This is a genomic window from Gilliamella sp. Occ4-3 (assembly GCF_001690675.1).
Taxonomy (GTDB): Bacteria; Pseudomonadota; Gammaproteobacteria; order Enterobacterales; family Orbaceae; genus Gilliamella; species Gilliamella bombi.
In genome coordinates this window covers 58,683-72,575 of record NZ_LZHR01000041.1, presented here as the reverse complement: position 1 = coordinate 72,575, position 13,893 = coordinate 58,683, and the positions used below count along the sequence as shown (strand labels likewise).

General features: G+C 35.4%; 13 protein-coding genes and 1 riboswitch. Of the genes, 6 read left to right on the top strand and 7 right to left on the bottom strand.

The features are described 5' to 3' along the window. The first annotated feature begins 182 nt into the window (after positions 1–182). From folK to gluQRS, 3 genes are all read left to right on the top strand, one after another. On the top strand, positions 183–668 hold the full coding sequence (gene folK / locus A9G44_RS04375) for a 2-amino-4-hydroxy-6-hydroxymethyldihydropteridine diphosphokinase (protein WP_034910368.1): 486 nt from the start codon (positions 183–185) through the stop codon (positions 666–668). 136 nt (positions 669–804) lie between these two features. Then, positions 805–1,260 carry an RNA polymerase-binding protein DksA gene (gene dksA, locus A9G44_RS04370; RefSeq protein WP_065606514.1) on the top strand — a complete coding sequence of 152 codons (456 nt, stop codon included), beginning with the start codon at positions 805–807 and terminating at the stop codon, positions 1,258–1,260. 33 nt (positions 1,261–1,293) lie between these two features. Then, the gene (gene gluQRS / locus A9G44_RS04365) at positions 1,294–2,184 is read left to right on the top strand and encodes a tRNA glutamyl-Q(34) synthetase GluQRS (RefSeq protein ID WP_065609368.1); all 891 of its coding nucleotides are present in this window, start codon (positions 1,294–1,296) and stop codon (positions 2,182–2,184) included. Here the strand turns inward: gluQRS and moaA are convergent. From moaA to nirB, 5 genes are all read right to left on the bottom strand, one after another. Then, positions 2,164–3,138: a GTP 3',8-cyclase MoaA gene (moaA, locus tag A9G44_RS04360; protein WP_065609366.1), complete on the bottom strand. Its 975-nt coding sequence runs from the start codon at positions 3,136–3,138 to the stop codon at positions 2,164–2,166. The two genes, gluQRS and moaA, sit on opposite strands and share 21 nt — an antisense overlap. Next, a riboswitch (molybdenum cofactor riboswitch) is annotated at positions 3,135–3,256 on the bottom strand. Its footprint overlaps the gene before it by 4 nt. Before the next feature lie 400 nt (positions 3,257–3,656). After that, complete coding sequence (gene cysG / locus A9G44_RS04355) at positions 3,657–5,030, bottom strand: siroheme synthase CysG (protein WP_065609364.1); 1,374 nt, start codon at positions 5,028–5,030, stop codon at positions 3,657–3,659. Between the two features lie 228 nt (positions 5,031–5,258). Continuing rightward, on the bottom strand, positions 5,259–6,026 hold the full coding sequence (nirC, locus tag A9G44_RS04350) for a nitrite transporter NirC (protein ID WP_034910359.1): 768 nt from the start codon (positions 6,024–6,026) through the stop codon (positions 5,259–5,261). A gap of 27 nt (positions 6,027–6,053) precedes the next feature. Continuing rightward, the gene (nirD, locus tag A9G44_RS04345; RefSeq protein ID WP_065574653.1) at positions 6,054–6,386 is read right to left on the bottom strand and encodes a nitrite reductase small subunit NirD; all 333 of its coding nucleotides are present in this window, start codon (positions 6,384–6,386) and stop codon (positions 6,054–6,056) included. Position 6,387: 1 nt separating this feature from the next. Then, on the bottom strand, positions 6,388–8,910 hold the full coding sequence (gene nirB / locus A9G44_RS04340; protein ID WP_065609362.1) for a nitrite reductase large subunit NirB: 2,523 nt from the start codon (positions 8,908–8,910) through the stop codon (positions 6,388–6,390). Positions 8,911–9,117: 207 nt separating this feature from the next. Here nirB and A9G44_RS04335 point away from each other — a divergent pair, with 207 nt between their 5' ends. The 3 genes from A9G44_RS04335 (at position 9,118) to A9G44_RS04325 (ending at position 11,956) form a co-directional block, all read left to right on the top strand. Next, positions 9,118–9,615 carry a MarR family winged helix-turn-helix transcriptional regulator gene (locus tag A9G44_RS04335; protein WP_065609361.1) on the top strand — a complete coding sequence of 166 codons (498 nt, stop codon included), beginning with the start codon at positions 9,118–9,120 and terminating at the stop codon, positions 9,613–9,615. A 74-nt stretch (positions 9,616–9,689) separates the two neighbouring features. Continuing rightward, positions 9,690–10,802 carry an HlyD family secretion protein gene (locus A9G44_RS04330; protein WP_081297640.1) on the top strand — a complete coding sequence of 371 codons (1,113 nt, stop codon included), beginning with the start codon at positions 9,690–9,692 and terminating at the stop codon, positions 10,800–10,802. Further along, a complete protein-coding gene (locus tag A9G44_RS04325; protein WP_218055832.1) occupies positions 10,799–11,956 on the top strand; it encodes an ABC transporter permease in 1,158 nt (385 codons plus the stop codon). Before A9G44_RS04330 ends, A9G44_RS04325 begins: the two co-directional genes overlap by 4 nt. A gap of 272 nt (positions 11,957–12,228) precedes the next feature. Here the strand turns inward: A9G44_RS04325 and A9G44_RS04320 are convergent, their stop codons facing one another. Further along, positions 12,229–13,617 carry a hypothetical protein gene (locus A9G44_RS04320; protein ID WP_065609360.1) on the bottom strand — a complete coding sequence of 463 codons (1,389 nt, stop codon included), beginning with the start codon at positions 13,615–13,617 and terminating at the stop codon, positions 12,229–12,231. Then, a complete protein-coding gene (locus A9G44_RS04315; RefSeq protein ID WP_065589662.1) occupies positions 13,614–13,877 on the bottom strand; it encodes a PAAR domain-containing protein in 264 nt (87 codons plus the stop codon). Before A9G44_RS04315 ends, A9G44_RS04320 begins: the two co-directional genes overlap by 4 nt. Positions 13,878–13,893 lie beyond the last annotated feature (16 nt).

The window sequence follows — 13,893 nt, the reverse complement described above, 5'->3', positions numbered from 1 at the left end:
AATTTGCTTTACCATAAGTAACATAGTAAAAAATAAATAAAAAGTTAAAGATTATATGGTTATATTTTTATAACACAAAGTCATAAGCATGAATCTATTTATATAATCATTCTTGGCAATTGTTTTATGTGCTAAGATATTGCCATCAATTGTATTTAACATCACAAAAAATAAGTCTAATTATGTCAATTTGTTATGTTGCTTTAGGGAGCAACCTTGAAGATCCGTTTGCACAAGCTAATCGTGCTATTGAATCATTACGCTGTTTGCCTAGCACAAAAGTGGTAGATATTTCACCATTTTACCGAAGTAAGCCCTTAGGGCCACAAGATCAAAATGATTATCTTAATGCAGTAATTAAACTGACGACAAGCTTATCACCTATAGCATTGCTTGATGAACTACAAGCAATTGAAAAAGCACAAGGACGCGTACGCAAAGATAATCGTTGGGGTGCTAGAACCCTAGATTTAGATATTTTACTTTATGATGACTTAGTCATTAATAATGAAAGACTTACTATCCCTCATTATCATATGAAAAATAGAGAATTTGTACTCTATCCACTATTTGATATCAGTCCTGAACTTATTTTCCCCGATAACGACAAATTGTACGATTTAGTAGCTAAATGCCCTGAAAATGGATTAAAAAAGTGGAATAATTAATTATCTTTATTAATAACATATAGTTGTATTATTTTTCCTATTTTTTAACTATAAAAATGATAAAAAAAATTTGCCAAAGGCTGAATTATTGCTATAGTTTAGCGCTTTCAAATAATCTTTACTTAAGGGGATTGCAGTGAAAAAGGAACAAAAAGTAAATACATCTTCTCTTAGCCTGCTTTCAATTGCTGGGCTTGAGCCTTATAAAGAGGCAAAAGACGAGGAGTACATGAACCCTAAGCAATTGAAACATTTCAAACTTATTTTAGAAGCTTGGCTAACTCAGCTACAAGGTGAAATGGGAAAAACAGTTACGCATATGCAAGATGAAGCAGCGAACTTTCCAGATCCGGCTGACCGAGCAACACAAGAAGAAGAATTCAGCCTTGAATTACGCGCTCGAGATAGAGAAAGAAGGCTCATCAAAAAAATTGAAAAAACGTTAAAGAAAATCGAATCAGACGATTTTGGTTATTGTGAATCTTGTGGTGTTGAAATTGGAATCCGCCGTTTAGAAGCAAGACCGACAGCCGATTTATGTATCGATTGTAAAACGCTTGCAGAACTTCGCGAAAAACAAATGGGTATGTGATCCCAGTTTTATCTATCATTCCAAATCAGACCTATGCATTATATCGGTCGTTTTGCCCCTTCGCCATCTGGACCATTACATTTCGGTTCGTTGGTAACGGCTCTTGGTAGTTATCTCCAAGCTAAATCTTGTCGTGGTAAATGGCTTGTCCGTATCGAAGATATCGACCCACCACGAGAAGTCAAAGGGGCATCATCACTTATATTAAAAACGCTTGAAGCGCTTAATTTATATTGGGATGATACAGTCTTGTATCAATCATCTTGCAGTGAGCGTTACCGCACTGTTTTAAAAACACTAATAGATAAACAACAAGCCTATTATTGTGACTGTACTAGACAACGAATTCAAAACCTAACAAATGGTATTTACGATAACTTTTGTCGTGAACGACATTTATCTATCAATAATAAGCAACAAGTTGCTATACGTTTAAAACAAAATCATCCTATTTTTCAATTTAAAGATCAGATTCGTGGCTTACAAACAGTTGAAAAAGCAAGTGCGCAAGAAGATTTTATTATTCACCGCAAAGACGGCTTATTTGCCTATAACTTAGTGGTAGTTTTAGACGATCATGAACAAGGAATTACCGAAATTGTTCGTGGCGCGGATCTTTTACCTGTTACTGCAAAACAAATCTCACTATATCAACTGCTTGGTTTTTCTGTGCCAAGTTACAGCCATTTACCACTAGTATTAGATAAAAATGGCAATAAACTATCAAAACAAAATCATGCTAGCCCGATTGATTTAAACAATTTTAAAGCGTTAACCGTCCAGGCTTTACAGTTTCTAGGGCAATGTGTGCCAGAAGATTGGCAAGACGCCACTCAAAAACAGTTACTAGATTGGGCTATACAACATTGGCAAATTGACAATGTCCCAAAACAAAACAGCCAATTATCCACCGATATAAGATAAATTAGGGGTGAGCCCTACACGATGATTATGTAACAAATGCTTTTCTGGTTTAATCATTAATGAAGCAAGAATTCTTGCTTTTAATTGTTGTTTCTGTTCTGAGCTTTCCAACAAATCACGTAAATCAACCGCCGCATCACCAAATAAGCAGTAATGTAATTTACCGATAGATGATACACGTAATCGATTGCAACTTTTACAAAAATCTTTTGAATAGGGCATAATCAAACCAATTTTTCCTTGATAGTCGCTGTGCACATAAATCTTAGCAGGACCTGATAATGTTTTTTTGGGTTGTAACTCCCAACCCTGCGCAATTAGTTGTTTTTCAATAAAACTACCAGACAAGTGATAACGATTGAATGTATCGTTGCTTTCGCCTGTTTCCATAAGTTCAATAAAGCGCAACTCTACTGGAATATCTTTAATCCATAACAAATAATTATTTAAATTATCATTCATATTTTTCATCAAAACAGTGTTAATTTTGACTTTTTTTATACCTACTTCTAACGATTTATCAACACACTGCAGTAATTCTTTAAGCTTATCTTGACCAGTAATTAATTTAAATAAATGGGGAGTAAAACTATCGATACTAATATTAATCGCATTTAAACCAGCTTGATGCCAATGGTGAATATTTTTTAATAAACGCGAACCATTGGTCGTAATAGCGAGTTCTTTCACGCTGGGATAGGAAGATATGAGCGATAAGATATCAATAAAATCGCGACGCAAAGTGGGCTCACCACCCGTTAACCGAATTTTACGCACACCAAGTTCAGTAAATGTTGCAACAACATGATTAATTTCATTGAGCGACAAAAATTTATGTTTCTTGTTAGGCTGATAACCACTTGGTAAACAGTACTGACACTGAAAATTACACAGCTCGGTAATCGACAAACGTAGATATTGAAATCGACGCTGATAATTATCAACTAATTGCATATATACATTAAACACCTTATCCAAATCGGGAAGCATAACCATTTCTGCGTTATACCGCGGCTAATCCACCATATGAAAATATCACTTAGGTAAAAAAGCTTCAGAGTTTGATTCAGTCTAGCATAGGCTTTATTTTTTGACTATGAGCAAAGTGATTTTTATAACGTGTCTTCTTATTGAACAATTAAAACAGTAACGCTTTCCTAAAATAACACCGCCAAAACAAGAAAATTTTTATAAAAAATCCTCAGATAGATAATTGATTTTATTTTTTCGTTTTAAATTAAAATGAAACACTTATTGGGCGGTGTTTCATTTTGTTAGTAGCGAATTTTGTTCTTTATTTTAGAAAAAAGCGCTTTTACTATCTAACTGCAATAGTGCGTATTTGCGATCTCCCTAGGCTTAGAGTCACATTATACTATGAACTGTTAATCGTATTTTATGCTTATATTAAACTCTTTTACACATTAAAAAGGCTCCATTAAAATATGGACAGATCAAACTTTTAGCACCCACTAACACTCAGAAAACCAATTTAGTTTTTCTCGTAATGCAACAACAGGCCCAATAATAATTAAACTAGGACTACAGGCTTGCAAAGATAATTGTGCTAAATCACATAACTGGCCTGATATTACTTTTTGTTTCGTTGTTGTGCCTTCTTCAACAATTACAATTGGCGTATTTGCATTCATACCGTATTTAATTAATTGTTTTTCGATGTTACTGGCTTGAGATAATCCCATATAAAAAACTAATGTTTGCTTTTCAGCGGCTAAACTCTTCCAGTCAAGGTGACTACCATCTTTCAAATGACCAGTAATTAAACGTACGCTATGAGCATAATCCCGATGCGTTAATGGGATCCCACTATATGCAGAACAACCTGAAGCTGCTGTAATTCCTGGTACTACAGAAAATGGAATATCGGCGTTAAATAATGTTTCGAGCTCTTCACCACCTCGACCAAAAATAAAAGGATCTCCACCTTTTAAACGTACAACACGCTTACCTTTTTTAGCTTGTTGTAAAAGAATCTGATTTATTTGTTCTTGAGGTACACAATGAAAACCTGCTCGTTTACCAACAAAAATACGTTGAGCATCGCGACGGGTTAGATTCATAATTTCATCCGATACTAATCTATCATAGACAATAATATCTGCTTGTTGGATTTGCTGTAATCCCTTTAAAGTCAACAAGCCCGCATCACCTGGACCAGCACCAACTAACACAACCTCACCACGGGAATCAAGTGATGTATCAAATAGCTCATTGGTGAGTTTTTCAACATGATCTGAATCGCTATTAGCAATCGCTTGAGCTAACCTATCATGAGAAAATAGCCTTTCCCAAAAACGACGACGTTCCGTCACTGTTTGATAGGTTGTTTTAACTTTATTACGTAAATAACCGGCATATTTAGCTAATTTGCCTAAATGTTGAGGTAAAATGGACTCTAGTTTTTCACGCAATAATCGAGCCAAAACAGGAGCATGCCCTTCTGAAGAGACAGCAACCATAATAGGGGAACGATCAATAATTGAGGGCATAATAAAACTCGCATCTTTTGGAGAATCAACCACATTACAAAAAATACGCCTTTTTTCCGTCTCAATACTCACTCTTTGATTAGTTTCCTGACAGTCTGTTGCCGCAATAACTAACCATTTATCATCCAGTAATTCAGCATTAAACTCCCCTTGAACTAAAACTAGTTGTTTTTGTTCATTCCAGCATATGAATTGCTCGTTAAATTCATGCGCATTGACAGTTAAGCGGGCACCAGCTTCAAGTAATAATCGAGCTTTACGTTCAGCAACTTCACCGCCACCGACTAATAAGCAATCACGGTTTTCTAGCTTACAAAATAAGGGGAAATAATCCATAACACCTCAAAATAAAACATTATCTGTTTAAAAATTTATTAACAACTAACCTTTAATAATAGAAATTTATTAATTATCCTATTGTTAATTGCTTTGTTATTTTTTTATCACTAATTATGATTAAAACCAAATGTAATCCTAATTAATTTAACGTCTTTGGGGGATTGCTTACCATGCTTTCCCCCTTATATTGGTTATTTTAACCACATTTCCTGAATTAAACAGTTATTAAGGTCGATCTTCTTTGGGTGTTGAATACCAGTATCCCAGTCCCATAAATAATGCGCCAGAAACAAGATTTCCTAATGAAACCCATAATAGATTATGACCAATTCCAGCTAATGTGTAAGCATCGCTATGATGACCAAACCACGAAAGTGAAAAAAGTGTCATGTTCGCAACGGAGTGTTCATAGCCACAAGCAATAAATGCTAACAAACACCACCAAATAGCGATAAACTTTGCCGAACCTTCAACTCGATTAGCCATCCAAATCGCTAAACAAACTAACCAGTTACATAAAATACCCCTAAAAAATAATGCCGAAGCTGAAGCAGATGTTTTTGCTAAAGCCGCTGCATGAACCAAACTAGTATCCGTCGATAATAGGGGTGTTGCAGCATAAAAATACAATGCAGCAACAAAAATTGAGCCTAATAAATTTCCTAACCATGTTTGTGGCAATACTGTCCACATTTGAGTATTAGTAATTTTTTTGCATTTTACTCCTAGGGTTAAAAACATGGTATGCCCTGTAAATAATTCAGAGCCTGCAATTACAACCAACGTTAAAGCAATACCAAACGTTGCCCCCATAAGTAAAGGTCTTATTGATGGATCAACAAGGTTTCCTAAAGTAAAAATCAAAATAATACCTATTCCTACATAAGCCCCAGCCATAGCAGAACTTAGCCAAAAACCAAATGGGTTCGTTTTTGCCAAACGAACAATACGCGCAGCATTTGCTGCACATTTATTAATTGTCTCTGTATACATAATTAATTTATCCTTTTAAAAATACATTTAGCGCGACTTTACTTGTACGATCCCATCGTCATTAACATCTACTTCATAATGAGGGATTGAATATTGTTCATCTTCCAAACAATAACCATCTTTTAAACGAAAGCGTTGCTTTTTAAGCGGACTTGCCACCCATAACTCATTTTCATGTTCTGCTATAATGCCTCGGGATAAAACACTTGCCTTAGCAAATGGATCAATATTACTAATCGCATAAAGCTCAGTATTATTATAAGGGCGAAAAATAGCCACATGATCATTACCAACAAGTGCACAAACTCCTGTGCCAGGTAAAATCTCATCAAGTTTACAAATAGTTATCCATTGACTCATATTATTCCCCTAACATTACTTTACGTTCTTCTGCTGTTGCTGGGCGATGCTGATCACGCTCAGGTACGATTTGGACATTCTCATCACGTTTGTTACTATTAATAAAATGAGAAAATCGAATTTGACCTTCTGTATTTTCAACAGCTTCCTTCCATTCACATACCATTAATTTACGTAAGCGTGTCATTTCACTTTCTAACTCAGCATTTATGCCTAATTTATCGTCAATAATAACACTACGTAAATAATCAATACCGCCATCTAAATTTTCAAGCCAGACTGACGTCCGTTGTAATTTATCTGCGGTACGAATATAAAACATAAGGAAACGATCAATATATCGGATTAGTGTATTTTTATCGAGATCAGCGGCAAGTAAATCAGCATGACGAGGCTTCATACCACCATTACCACACACATAAAGATTCCATCCTTTTTCAGTAGCAATAACACCGATATCTTTTCCTTGCGCTTCGGCACATTCACGTGTACAACCTGATACGCCTAGTTTAAATTTATGTGGTGCACGAATGCCTTTATAGCGGTTTTCTAGCTCAACACCCAAACCAACACTATCTCCGACACCGAATCGACACCAAGTACTACCTACACAGGTTTTTGCCATTCTTAATGCTTTGGCATAAGCATGACCACTCTCAAAACCAGCCTCAATAAGCTCCTTCCAAATAGCTGGAAGATCGTCTTTTTGAGCTCCAAATAAGCCAATGCGCTGTGAACCTGTAATTTTAGAATAGAGCTGATATTTTTTAGCTATTTGGCCAACAGCAATTAATCCTTCTGGAGTAATTTCACCACCAGCACTACGTGGAATTATCGAATAAGTACCATTTTTTTGAATATTACCTAAGAAAATATCATTACTATCTTGTAGAGGAATCAAATTATCTTTAAGAATATAATCATTCCAACATGAAGCTAATAAAGATCCGACGGTAGGTTTACAAATTTCACAGCCATAACCTTTACCATGTTTTTTAATCACTTGCTCAAAAGACGTTAAGCCCTCAACACGGATAAGATGATATAACTCCTGACGAGAGTATTTAAAATGTCCGCATAATGCATGGCTGACCTCAATGCCTTGTTTAGCTAACTCTAAATTAAGAATTTGTGTAACAAGTGGAATGCAGCCTCCACACCCAGTCCCAGCTTTAGTTTCAGCTTTTATTGCTGCAACCGTATGACAACCAGCATTAATGGCATTAACAATTTTTTCTTTAGTCACATCAAAACAAGAGCAGATTTGTGCTGAATCGGGAAGCGCATCAACCCCCATAGCTGGTTTTGCTCCTGCATGTGCAGGCAGTATCAGCGTATCTGGATGTTCAGGTAGATCCATATCATTAAGCATTAATTGCAATAAATTACTATAATCTGACGTATCGCCAACCAATACCGCACCCAAGAGTTTTTTATTATCATTCGAAACAACCAATTTTTTATAAACTGGCGTTGTTTCATCTAAATAAACATAACTATGACACCCTATTGTTTTTGCTTTAGCATCGCCAATGCTACCGACATCGACTCCCATCAGCTTTAGCTTAGCGCTCATATCGGCGCCTTCAAATTTATCTGTTTGTCCCATTAAATGCGCTAAGGCTATCTGAGCCATTTTGTAGCCCGGTGCAACTAAACCAAAAACCTTGTTTTGCCAACAAGCACATTCACCAATAGCATAAATATCAGGATCCGAAGTTTGGCAATAATCATTAATAACAATTCCCCCACGAGGACCAATTTCTAACTCGCATTCTTGAGCTAATTTATCATTTGCTCTAATGCCAGTTGAAAAAACAATAAAATCGACTTCAAGTGCAGAGCCATCCGCAAATTGCATGATTTTCCCAGCAGGTGTATGAATAATTTCTTGAGTATTTTTACTGGTGTGAACACCTACCCCCATCTCCTCAATTTTACGACGCAGTTGTTCTCCACCCTGAACATCCAACTGTTCGGCCATAAGCACTGGAGCAAACTCAACCACATGCGTTTCCATACCTAAGTTTTTTAAAGCTCCAGCTGCCTCAAGTCCAAGCAATCCACCACCCACAACAGCGCCTTTTTGACAACGCTTTGCACATTCTTGAATAGCATCAAGATCTTCAATCGTACGATAAACAAAACAATCCGAACCATCAGCACCTTTAATCGGTGGTACCCAAGGATAAGATCCTGTCGCAATAATCAATTTATCATAAGCAACAATTCGCCCTTGTTGAGAATGAATCTCCTTACGCTGACGATTAATTAAAATAGCCCGTTCATTAAGTAAGACTTTAATATTATTCTCTTCGTATAAACCTTCACGAACTAGAGAAAGCGCTTCTGCTGTGTGACCAGAAAAATAAGAAGAAAGATGTACCCGATCATAGGCAAGACGAGGTTCTTCACAAAAAATAGTAATATTGAATTGATTGGGCTGCATTTTATCAATTAACTCTTCAATAAAACGATGCCCAACCATCCCATTACCAATAATAACGAGGTTGGTTTTACTCATACATAACTCCAATTTTAATTTAATTAAATTGCTAAAAAATTTTAATTTAATAACATTGTATGAAACTGTGCATAGAATATAACTACCCTCAAGGATTACTACTTTAGTAGTACTTAAATATCAAACTTGCAAAAACGTACTTAAAATAATTGCTAATTTTAGCTAAATTAGTATAATTAGCCGACTAAATAAATTGAGTAATGATAATTGAATTACAATTCAAGAAAGCTGCCTTCACGTGAAACCTTAGCTCGAGCACAAAGATTTAATAATGACATCGTTGATGTTTCTGGTGTTGATCTGGTTTTGAGCTTAATAACAACGGCCGATCTAATTCGTGCTAATATCTATGCGCAATTAGATAAAGATTACGGCGTTTCTGAAGGTAAGTTTGCCTTATTGATGTCATTGTTTTCAGAAGGTGAAACCTGTGCCAGTGATCTTGCTTTGCGCATTGGCGTAACACCAGCGACAGTATCAGTAATGGTTAAACGAATGCTGGCAGCGCCAGAGCCTTTAATCTCGATGTCAAAAAGTGGTGATGATGGTCGTTCTCGATTAATCACTTTAACACATACAGGCGAAAAGCTGATTCAAAATGCATTACCCAATCACCTAAAATCAATTCGCGCTTTTGCACAAGTACTCAATTCGCAAGAACAAGAGTCTTTAATATTGATGTTACGTAAATTATTACGAAAATAACGGACTTTAATCATTAAAGTTCTTCATTTCACTTAAATAGTTAGCTGACTAAATAAATGGAAAATAAGCTATATATGAAAAAAAATGTCAAAATTCCTGTTATCTTTTTACTCCTGCTAATCTTTGGCTCATTTTTAATCTTTTTAGGATCAAGAAATGATGCGGTCTCGGTTGCCAAAAGCATCAAATCTGGTGTATTAACTGCCGATGAGATTAATATTGCCTTTCAAAATGTCGGAGGAAAAGTCACCAAGCGATTTGTAGAAGAATCACAAATAGTAAAAAAAGGTGATCCTTTAATGCAATTAGAAGATATTGATACCAAACTAGCTATCGATCGACTACAAGCTTTAGTTGATAGCCAAAAGGCGGCAGTAAACCAAGAACAAAAAAATATTGAAATCACTGAAAGTGAAACCAACCTTTCAGAATTATCAACTTGGCGAAAAATAGAAGAAGTGCAAGCCAATTTAGAAGCAGCAAAATCGACTCGAAACCTAGCTAATACTGAATTTGATCGCCAAACCCAATTACGTAAGTCGGGGGGAAACTCGCAGTCACAACTTGATAATGCTCGTAATGTTTTTATTAATGCAAAAATGCAAGTTATTCAAATTGAAAGTCAACTTTCTACCTTAATGATTGGTGCGACGCCTGAACAAATTAGCCAATTTGAGCAAACAAAAAATGCAACAGGAATGACAATACAATCAATCTTAATTGCACGACAAAAACTGCTAAACCGCCAAAATCAATTAACACAGCTTCAATCACAACTCGCGCAAGGCGAAGCTGAATTAAAACAACTACAGCTTAATTATGATCGACTAACATTAAGAGCACCCGAAGATGGAAAAGTATTAAAACTTATGTTTGAAGATGGCGAAATGGTACCAAACGGTGCGCCAGCAGTCTTATTAGAAACCGATCGTAAATATATCGACATTTATGTGAATGAAAAAATGGTTAATGATTATCAACCAGGCACAACGGTTACAGCAAATGTAATTGCACTTAACAAAGAAGTAAAAGGAAAAGTTCGCTTTGCCACCGCTGCACCATCATTTGCTGATTTACGCATGACACGAGAACGAGGTCAAGCTGATTTAACCTCTTATCAAGTTAGAATTTACATAGAATCAATTCCTAAACTATTAACTGGAATGACACTTGAGGTTGAAAAATGATGCAAAACATCATTAAATCCATGCTTGAAGAGCTTGACGCCATGTTGTCTGGCCATTTTATACCTTATTATAAAGTTTCGCTTGGCTTAGCTGCTATTGTTTCGCTTGTTTTTTCAATTGTATTAAGTCATGGAGCTGTGTTTGAAGGAAAAATTGCAGTTATTGATCTTGATGGTTCTCATTATTCGACTGAATTAATTAGCAAAGTCAATACATCGCCTTATATTGAAGTGACAGAAGTAATAAGATCGCCAGTAAATCCAATAACATTGGTTTCACACGACCGTAATTTAGGTGTTTTATATATTCCTAAAGGTCTAGAAAAAAGCTTAAAAAAAGGCGATCAAACAGTACGCCTAGGCTATTTTGCTGATGATACAAACGATGCACAAAATGCCAAAGTACTACAAAGCCTTAATGAATATATTCCAGAATTGGGGGCTGAACTTAGTGTTGGTAAAGTTGCAGCATTAGGACTTGGTAAAGAAGGCATTGAAGCAACTTTATCACCAATGCAACTTAAAACACGATATATGTTTAATCCAGCAAGCTCGTCCACCATATCGACGATTATATATTTTGTCTACTTTTTCTCGTCACTGACTTACGGCCTAACCTCATTAATGATTATTGGCCGCTTGAAAGTAACTGGCATGTGGGAACAAACAATAGAAAGAGGACTCTTACCTTTATTAGCAAAAACAATCCCTTATGCACTATTTTTTACAACAGCATTAACGCTTATCACAGCCATACTTGTTATATTTGGACAACTGCGTTTTGACGGTAACTATTTTGCTTTTGTACCGAGCATATTTATGACCGGATTAGCATTTGGTTGGCTAGGATTGTTACTGTCTTGGAAAACTAACAACCCAGGAGAAGGCGCTGGTCGAATGATTTTCTTAGTACCTCCAGGGTTTATCATGGGCGGTTCAACAATGGCTGTGGGAATAATGCCAATTTGGACTTACTATGTCAGCCATGCTTTCCCATTAGTTTGGTTATTTAAATTTTTCCGCGATTTTGCCATGCGAGGGCGTTCACTGATTGATATGTTAGCAACTTATGGGGCTTTCATCATCTATTTAACGATTATTGCTTTTGTCGTGATGATATTTGTTGAGCGAGCAAAAAAGACAGAAAAGAACTAATTTTTGTCAAAAACTTTCAGGTAACACCTACGTTTAAGTAAAAATTTGATACAACATCACATCTTTTTTACCCCCCTAGGTGAATTTTCACCTAGGGTGAAATTTATTATTGATACCTCCTTTTGTTTTGGAGTATCACAACAATAACTTTATAAAGCTGATGCTCACTAAAGCAACTTTTCCAATCACAAAATTTAGATAACAGTGCCCAATAAAATACTATTCACACAATAACTCAAATCACTTCCCCTATAAAAACTACCTTTAAGTTATCATCTAAACGATTCAAACCAAATTTCATCAAACTCTTCTTGATAACGCTGTAGTTTAAAATAAAGCGGAATACAAACTGCAATCACCGATAAAAAAGTACTCAAAACAATTATTGATAATATTTCCTTTAATTCAATATAATTAACAGCCAATAAAGCAACAATAGAATACAGGCAAAAAACAAGACTAAAAAAATAAACCGTTGGGAAAATCAATAATTCATCATTTTCTTCGATACGTTGGATGGTTCTATCCGATAATTGCATAATATAAATTTCATTACTTCCTTGCGCAGCAATCATTTGCCCCTTTTGTCCCTGATTTACCCCATCAGCAGCCAGTGCTAATGCAAGCCATGCATGGCTTTCGCTTAATTTACCTAAATTAAGATCTAATGGATAAACTTTATTTGGCGCAATTATAATTTCGCCATTAATATCAAAAAATGTCTCCTTTAAAATATTTAATGCAGAAGAAGATAAAGATGTCGTCCATAATTGATTAACTCGTTTCTTTTCAACCTGCTCGGCTTTAATTAAATAACCAATATCATCACTTAAATCAGTAAGTTCAGTTTTAAGAGGTCGAAACACTCTTAATTTGGATAGATTTAATGCTTTCTTAACATTAGAAAATAATAATGCACAGCAATATTCACTAAAAGATAATTGGTTCTTAACATCGTATACCAAATTAATCATTAAAATAGATTCATCATATTTTGTATCTATCCATTCATGGATGATTTCAGGCGAAGGTATGCAATCGGATAACACAATATCAGACTCGTTAATATTAATATGATTTGAATGACAATAATTGGCTAAAGTCATAACCGCAGCATCTGAACTTTGAGTCATATTTAATAGCACTTTGATTTTTGACAAGCTATTAATTTTAGCTTTCATTGGCATAATAATTTTCTCAAACACATAAAATAGTGGTGAGCTGCTCATTTCATGTATAACTGAAATCGGCATTACTTTATCGGGATTCATTGGTTGACTGCCTTCTAGCCCCATAACTTTTAAAGCAAGATTATCGATTTCTGTTAAATAACAATAATCAACTAACCCAATTGATTTTCTTGCCCATATCTGCCATCTTGCTAGTTTATTTTTAATATTTAAATTAAAAAATAGAGCTTTAATTAATTGTGAATGGTAATAACTATAAATAAACCCCGTTATAGATAAACTAAAAAATAGCGGTACGATAACAAGATAAAAGCCCCCTAATAATAAATTAGATAGCACACTATTTTCATTAATGAGTAACACTATAAATTCAAAAAAAATGGCGCTCAACACAAAAACCAATAAATAAACCCAGATAGAAAAATTCTTAGGTAGTGCTTTTTCTGGTATGTTAGGTACTCTCCATTTCATGCTTCACTCCCTACAACAGATAATGTTGAAATAAGCTCACAGCCGCAAGCGGCTTTACAACCATTAATGGCAACAGATCGATTATACATTTTCCAAGTCGGATGCCCGTCAACAATATTATTTACACCATGCCCCTTTATCGGACACGATACCTGATCGCCAACTAATGCAACTGGCTTACCGTCAAAAATAGCACCAGATGCACTTATCACACATCCTCCATGGGTATGCGGATCGCCTAATCGAATTACACCTTTCATAAAGTCATTCCTAAAA

Coding starts and splice junctions, on each gene's coding strand:
- nirC (WP_034910359.1), bottom strand. CDS start 6,026: ATGTATACAGAGACAATTAATAAATGTGCAGCAAATGCTGCGCGTATT.
- gluQRS (WP_065609368.1), top strand. CDS start 1,294: ATGCATTATATCGGTCGTTTTGCCCCTTCGCCATCTGGACCATTACAT.
- nirB (WP_065609362.1), bottom strand. CDS start 8,910: ATGAGTAAAACCAACCTCGTTATTATTGGTAATGGGATGGTTGGGCAT.
- folK (WP_034910368.1), top strand. CDS start 183: ATGTCAATTTGTTATGTTGCTTTAGGGAGCAACCTTGAAGATCCGTTT.
- A9G44_RS04325 (WP_218055832.1), top strand. CDS start 10,799: ATGATGCAAAACATCATTAAATCCATGCTTGAAGAGCTTGACGCCATG.
- A9G44_RS04315 (WP_065589662.1), bottom strand. CDS start 13,877: ATGAAAGGTGTAATTCGATTAGGCGATCCGCATACCCATGGAGGATGT.
- A9G44_RS04320 (WP_065609360.1), bottom strand. CDS start 13,617: ATGAAATGGAGAGTACCTAACATACCAGAAAAAGCACTACCTAAGAAT.
- moaA (WP_065609366.1), bottom strand. CDS start 3,138: ATGCAATTAGTTGATAATTATCAGCGTCGATTTCAATATCTACGTTTG.
- nirD (WP_065574653.1), bottom strand. CDS start 6,386: ATGAGTCAATGGATAACTATTTGTAAACTTGATGAGATTTTACCTGGC.
- A9G44_RS04330 (WP_081297640.1), top strand. CDS start 9,690: ATGAAAAAAAATGTCAAAATTCCTGTTATCTTTTTACTCCTGCTAATC.
- cysG (WP_065609364.1), bottom strand. CDS start 5,030: ATGGATTATTTCCCCTTATTTTGTAAGCTAGAAAACCGTGATTGCTTA.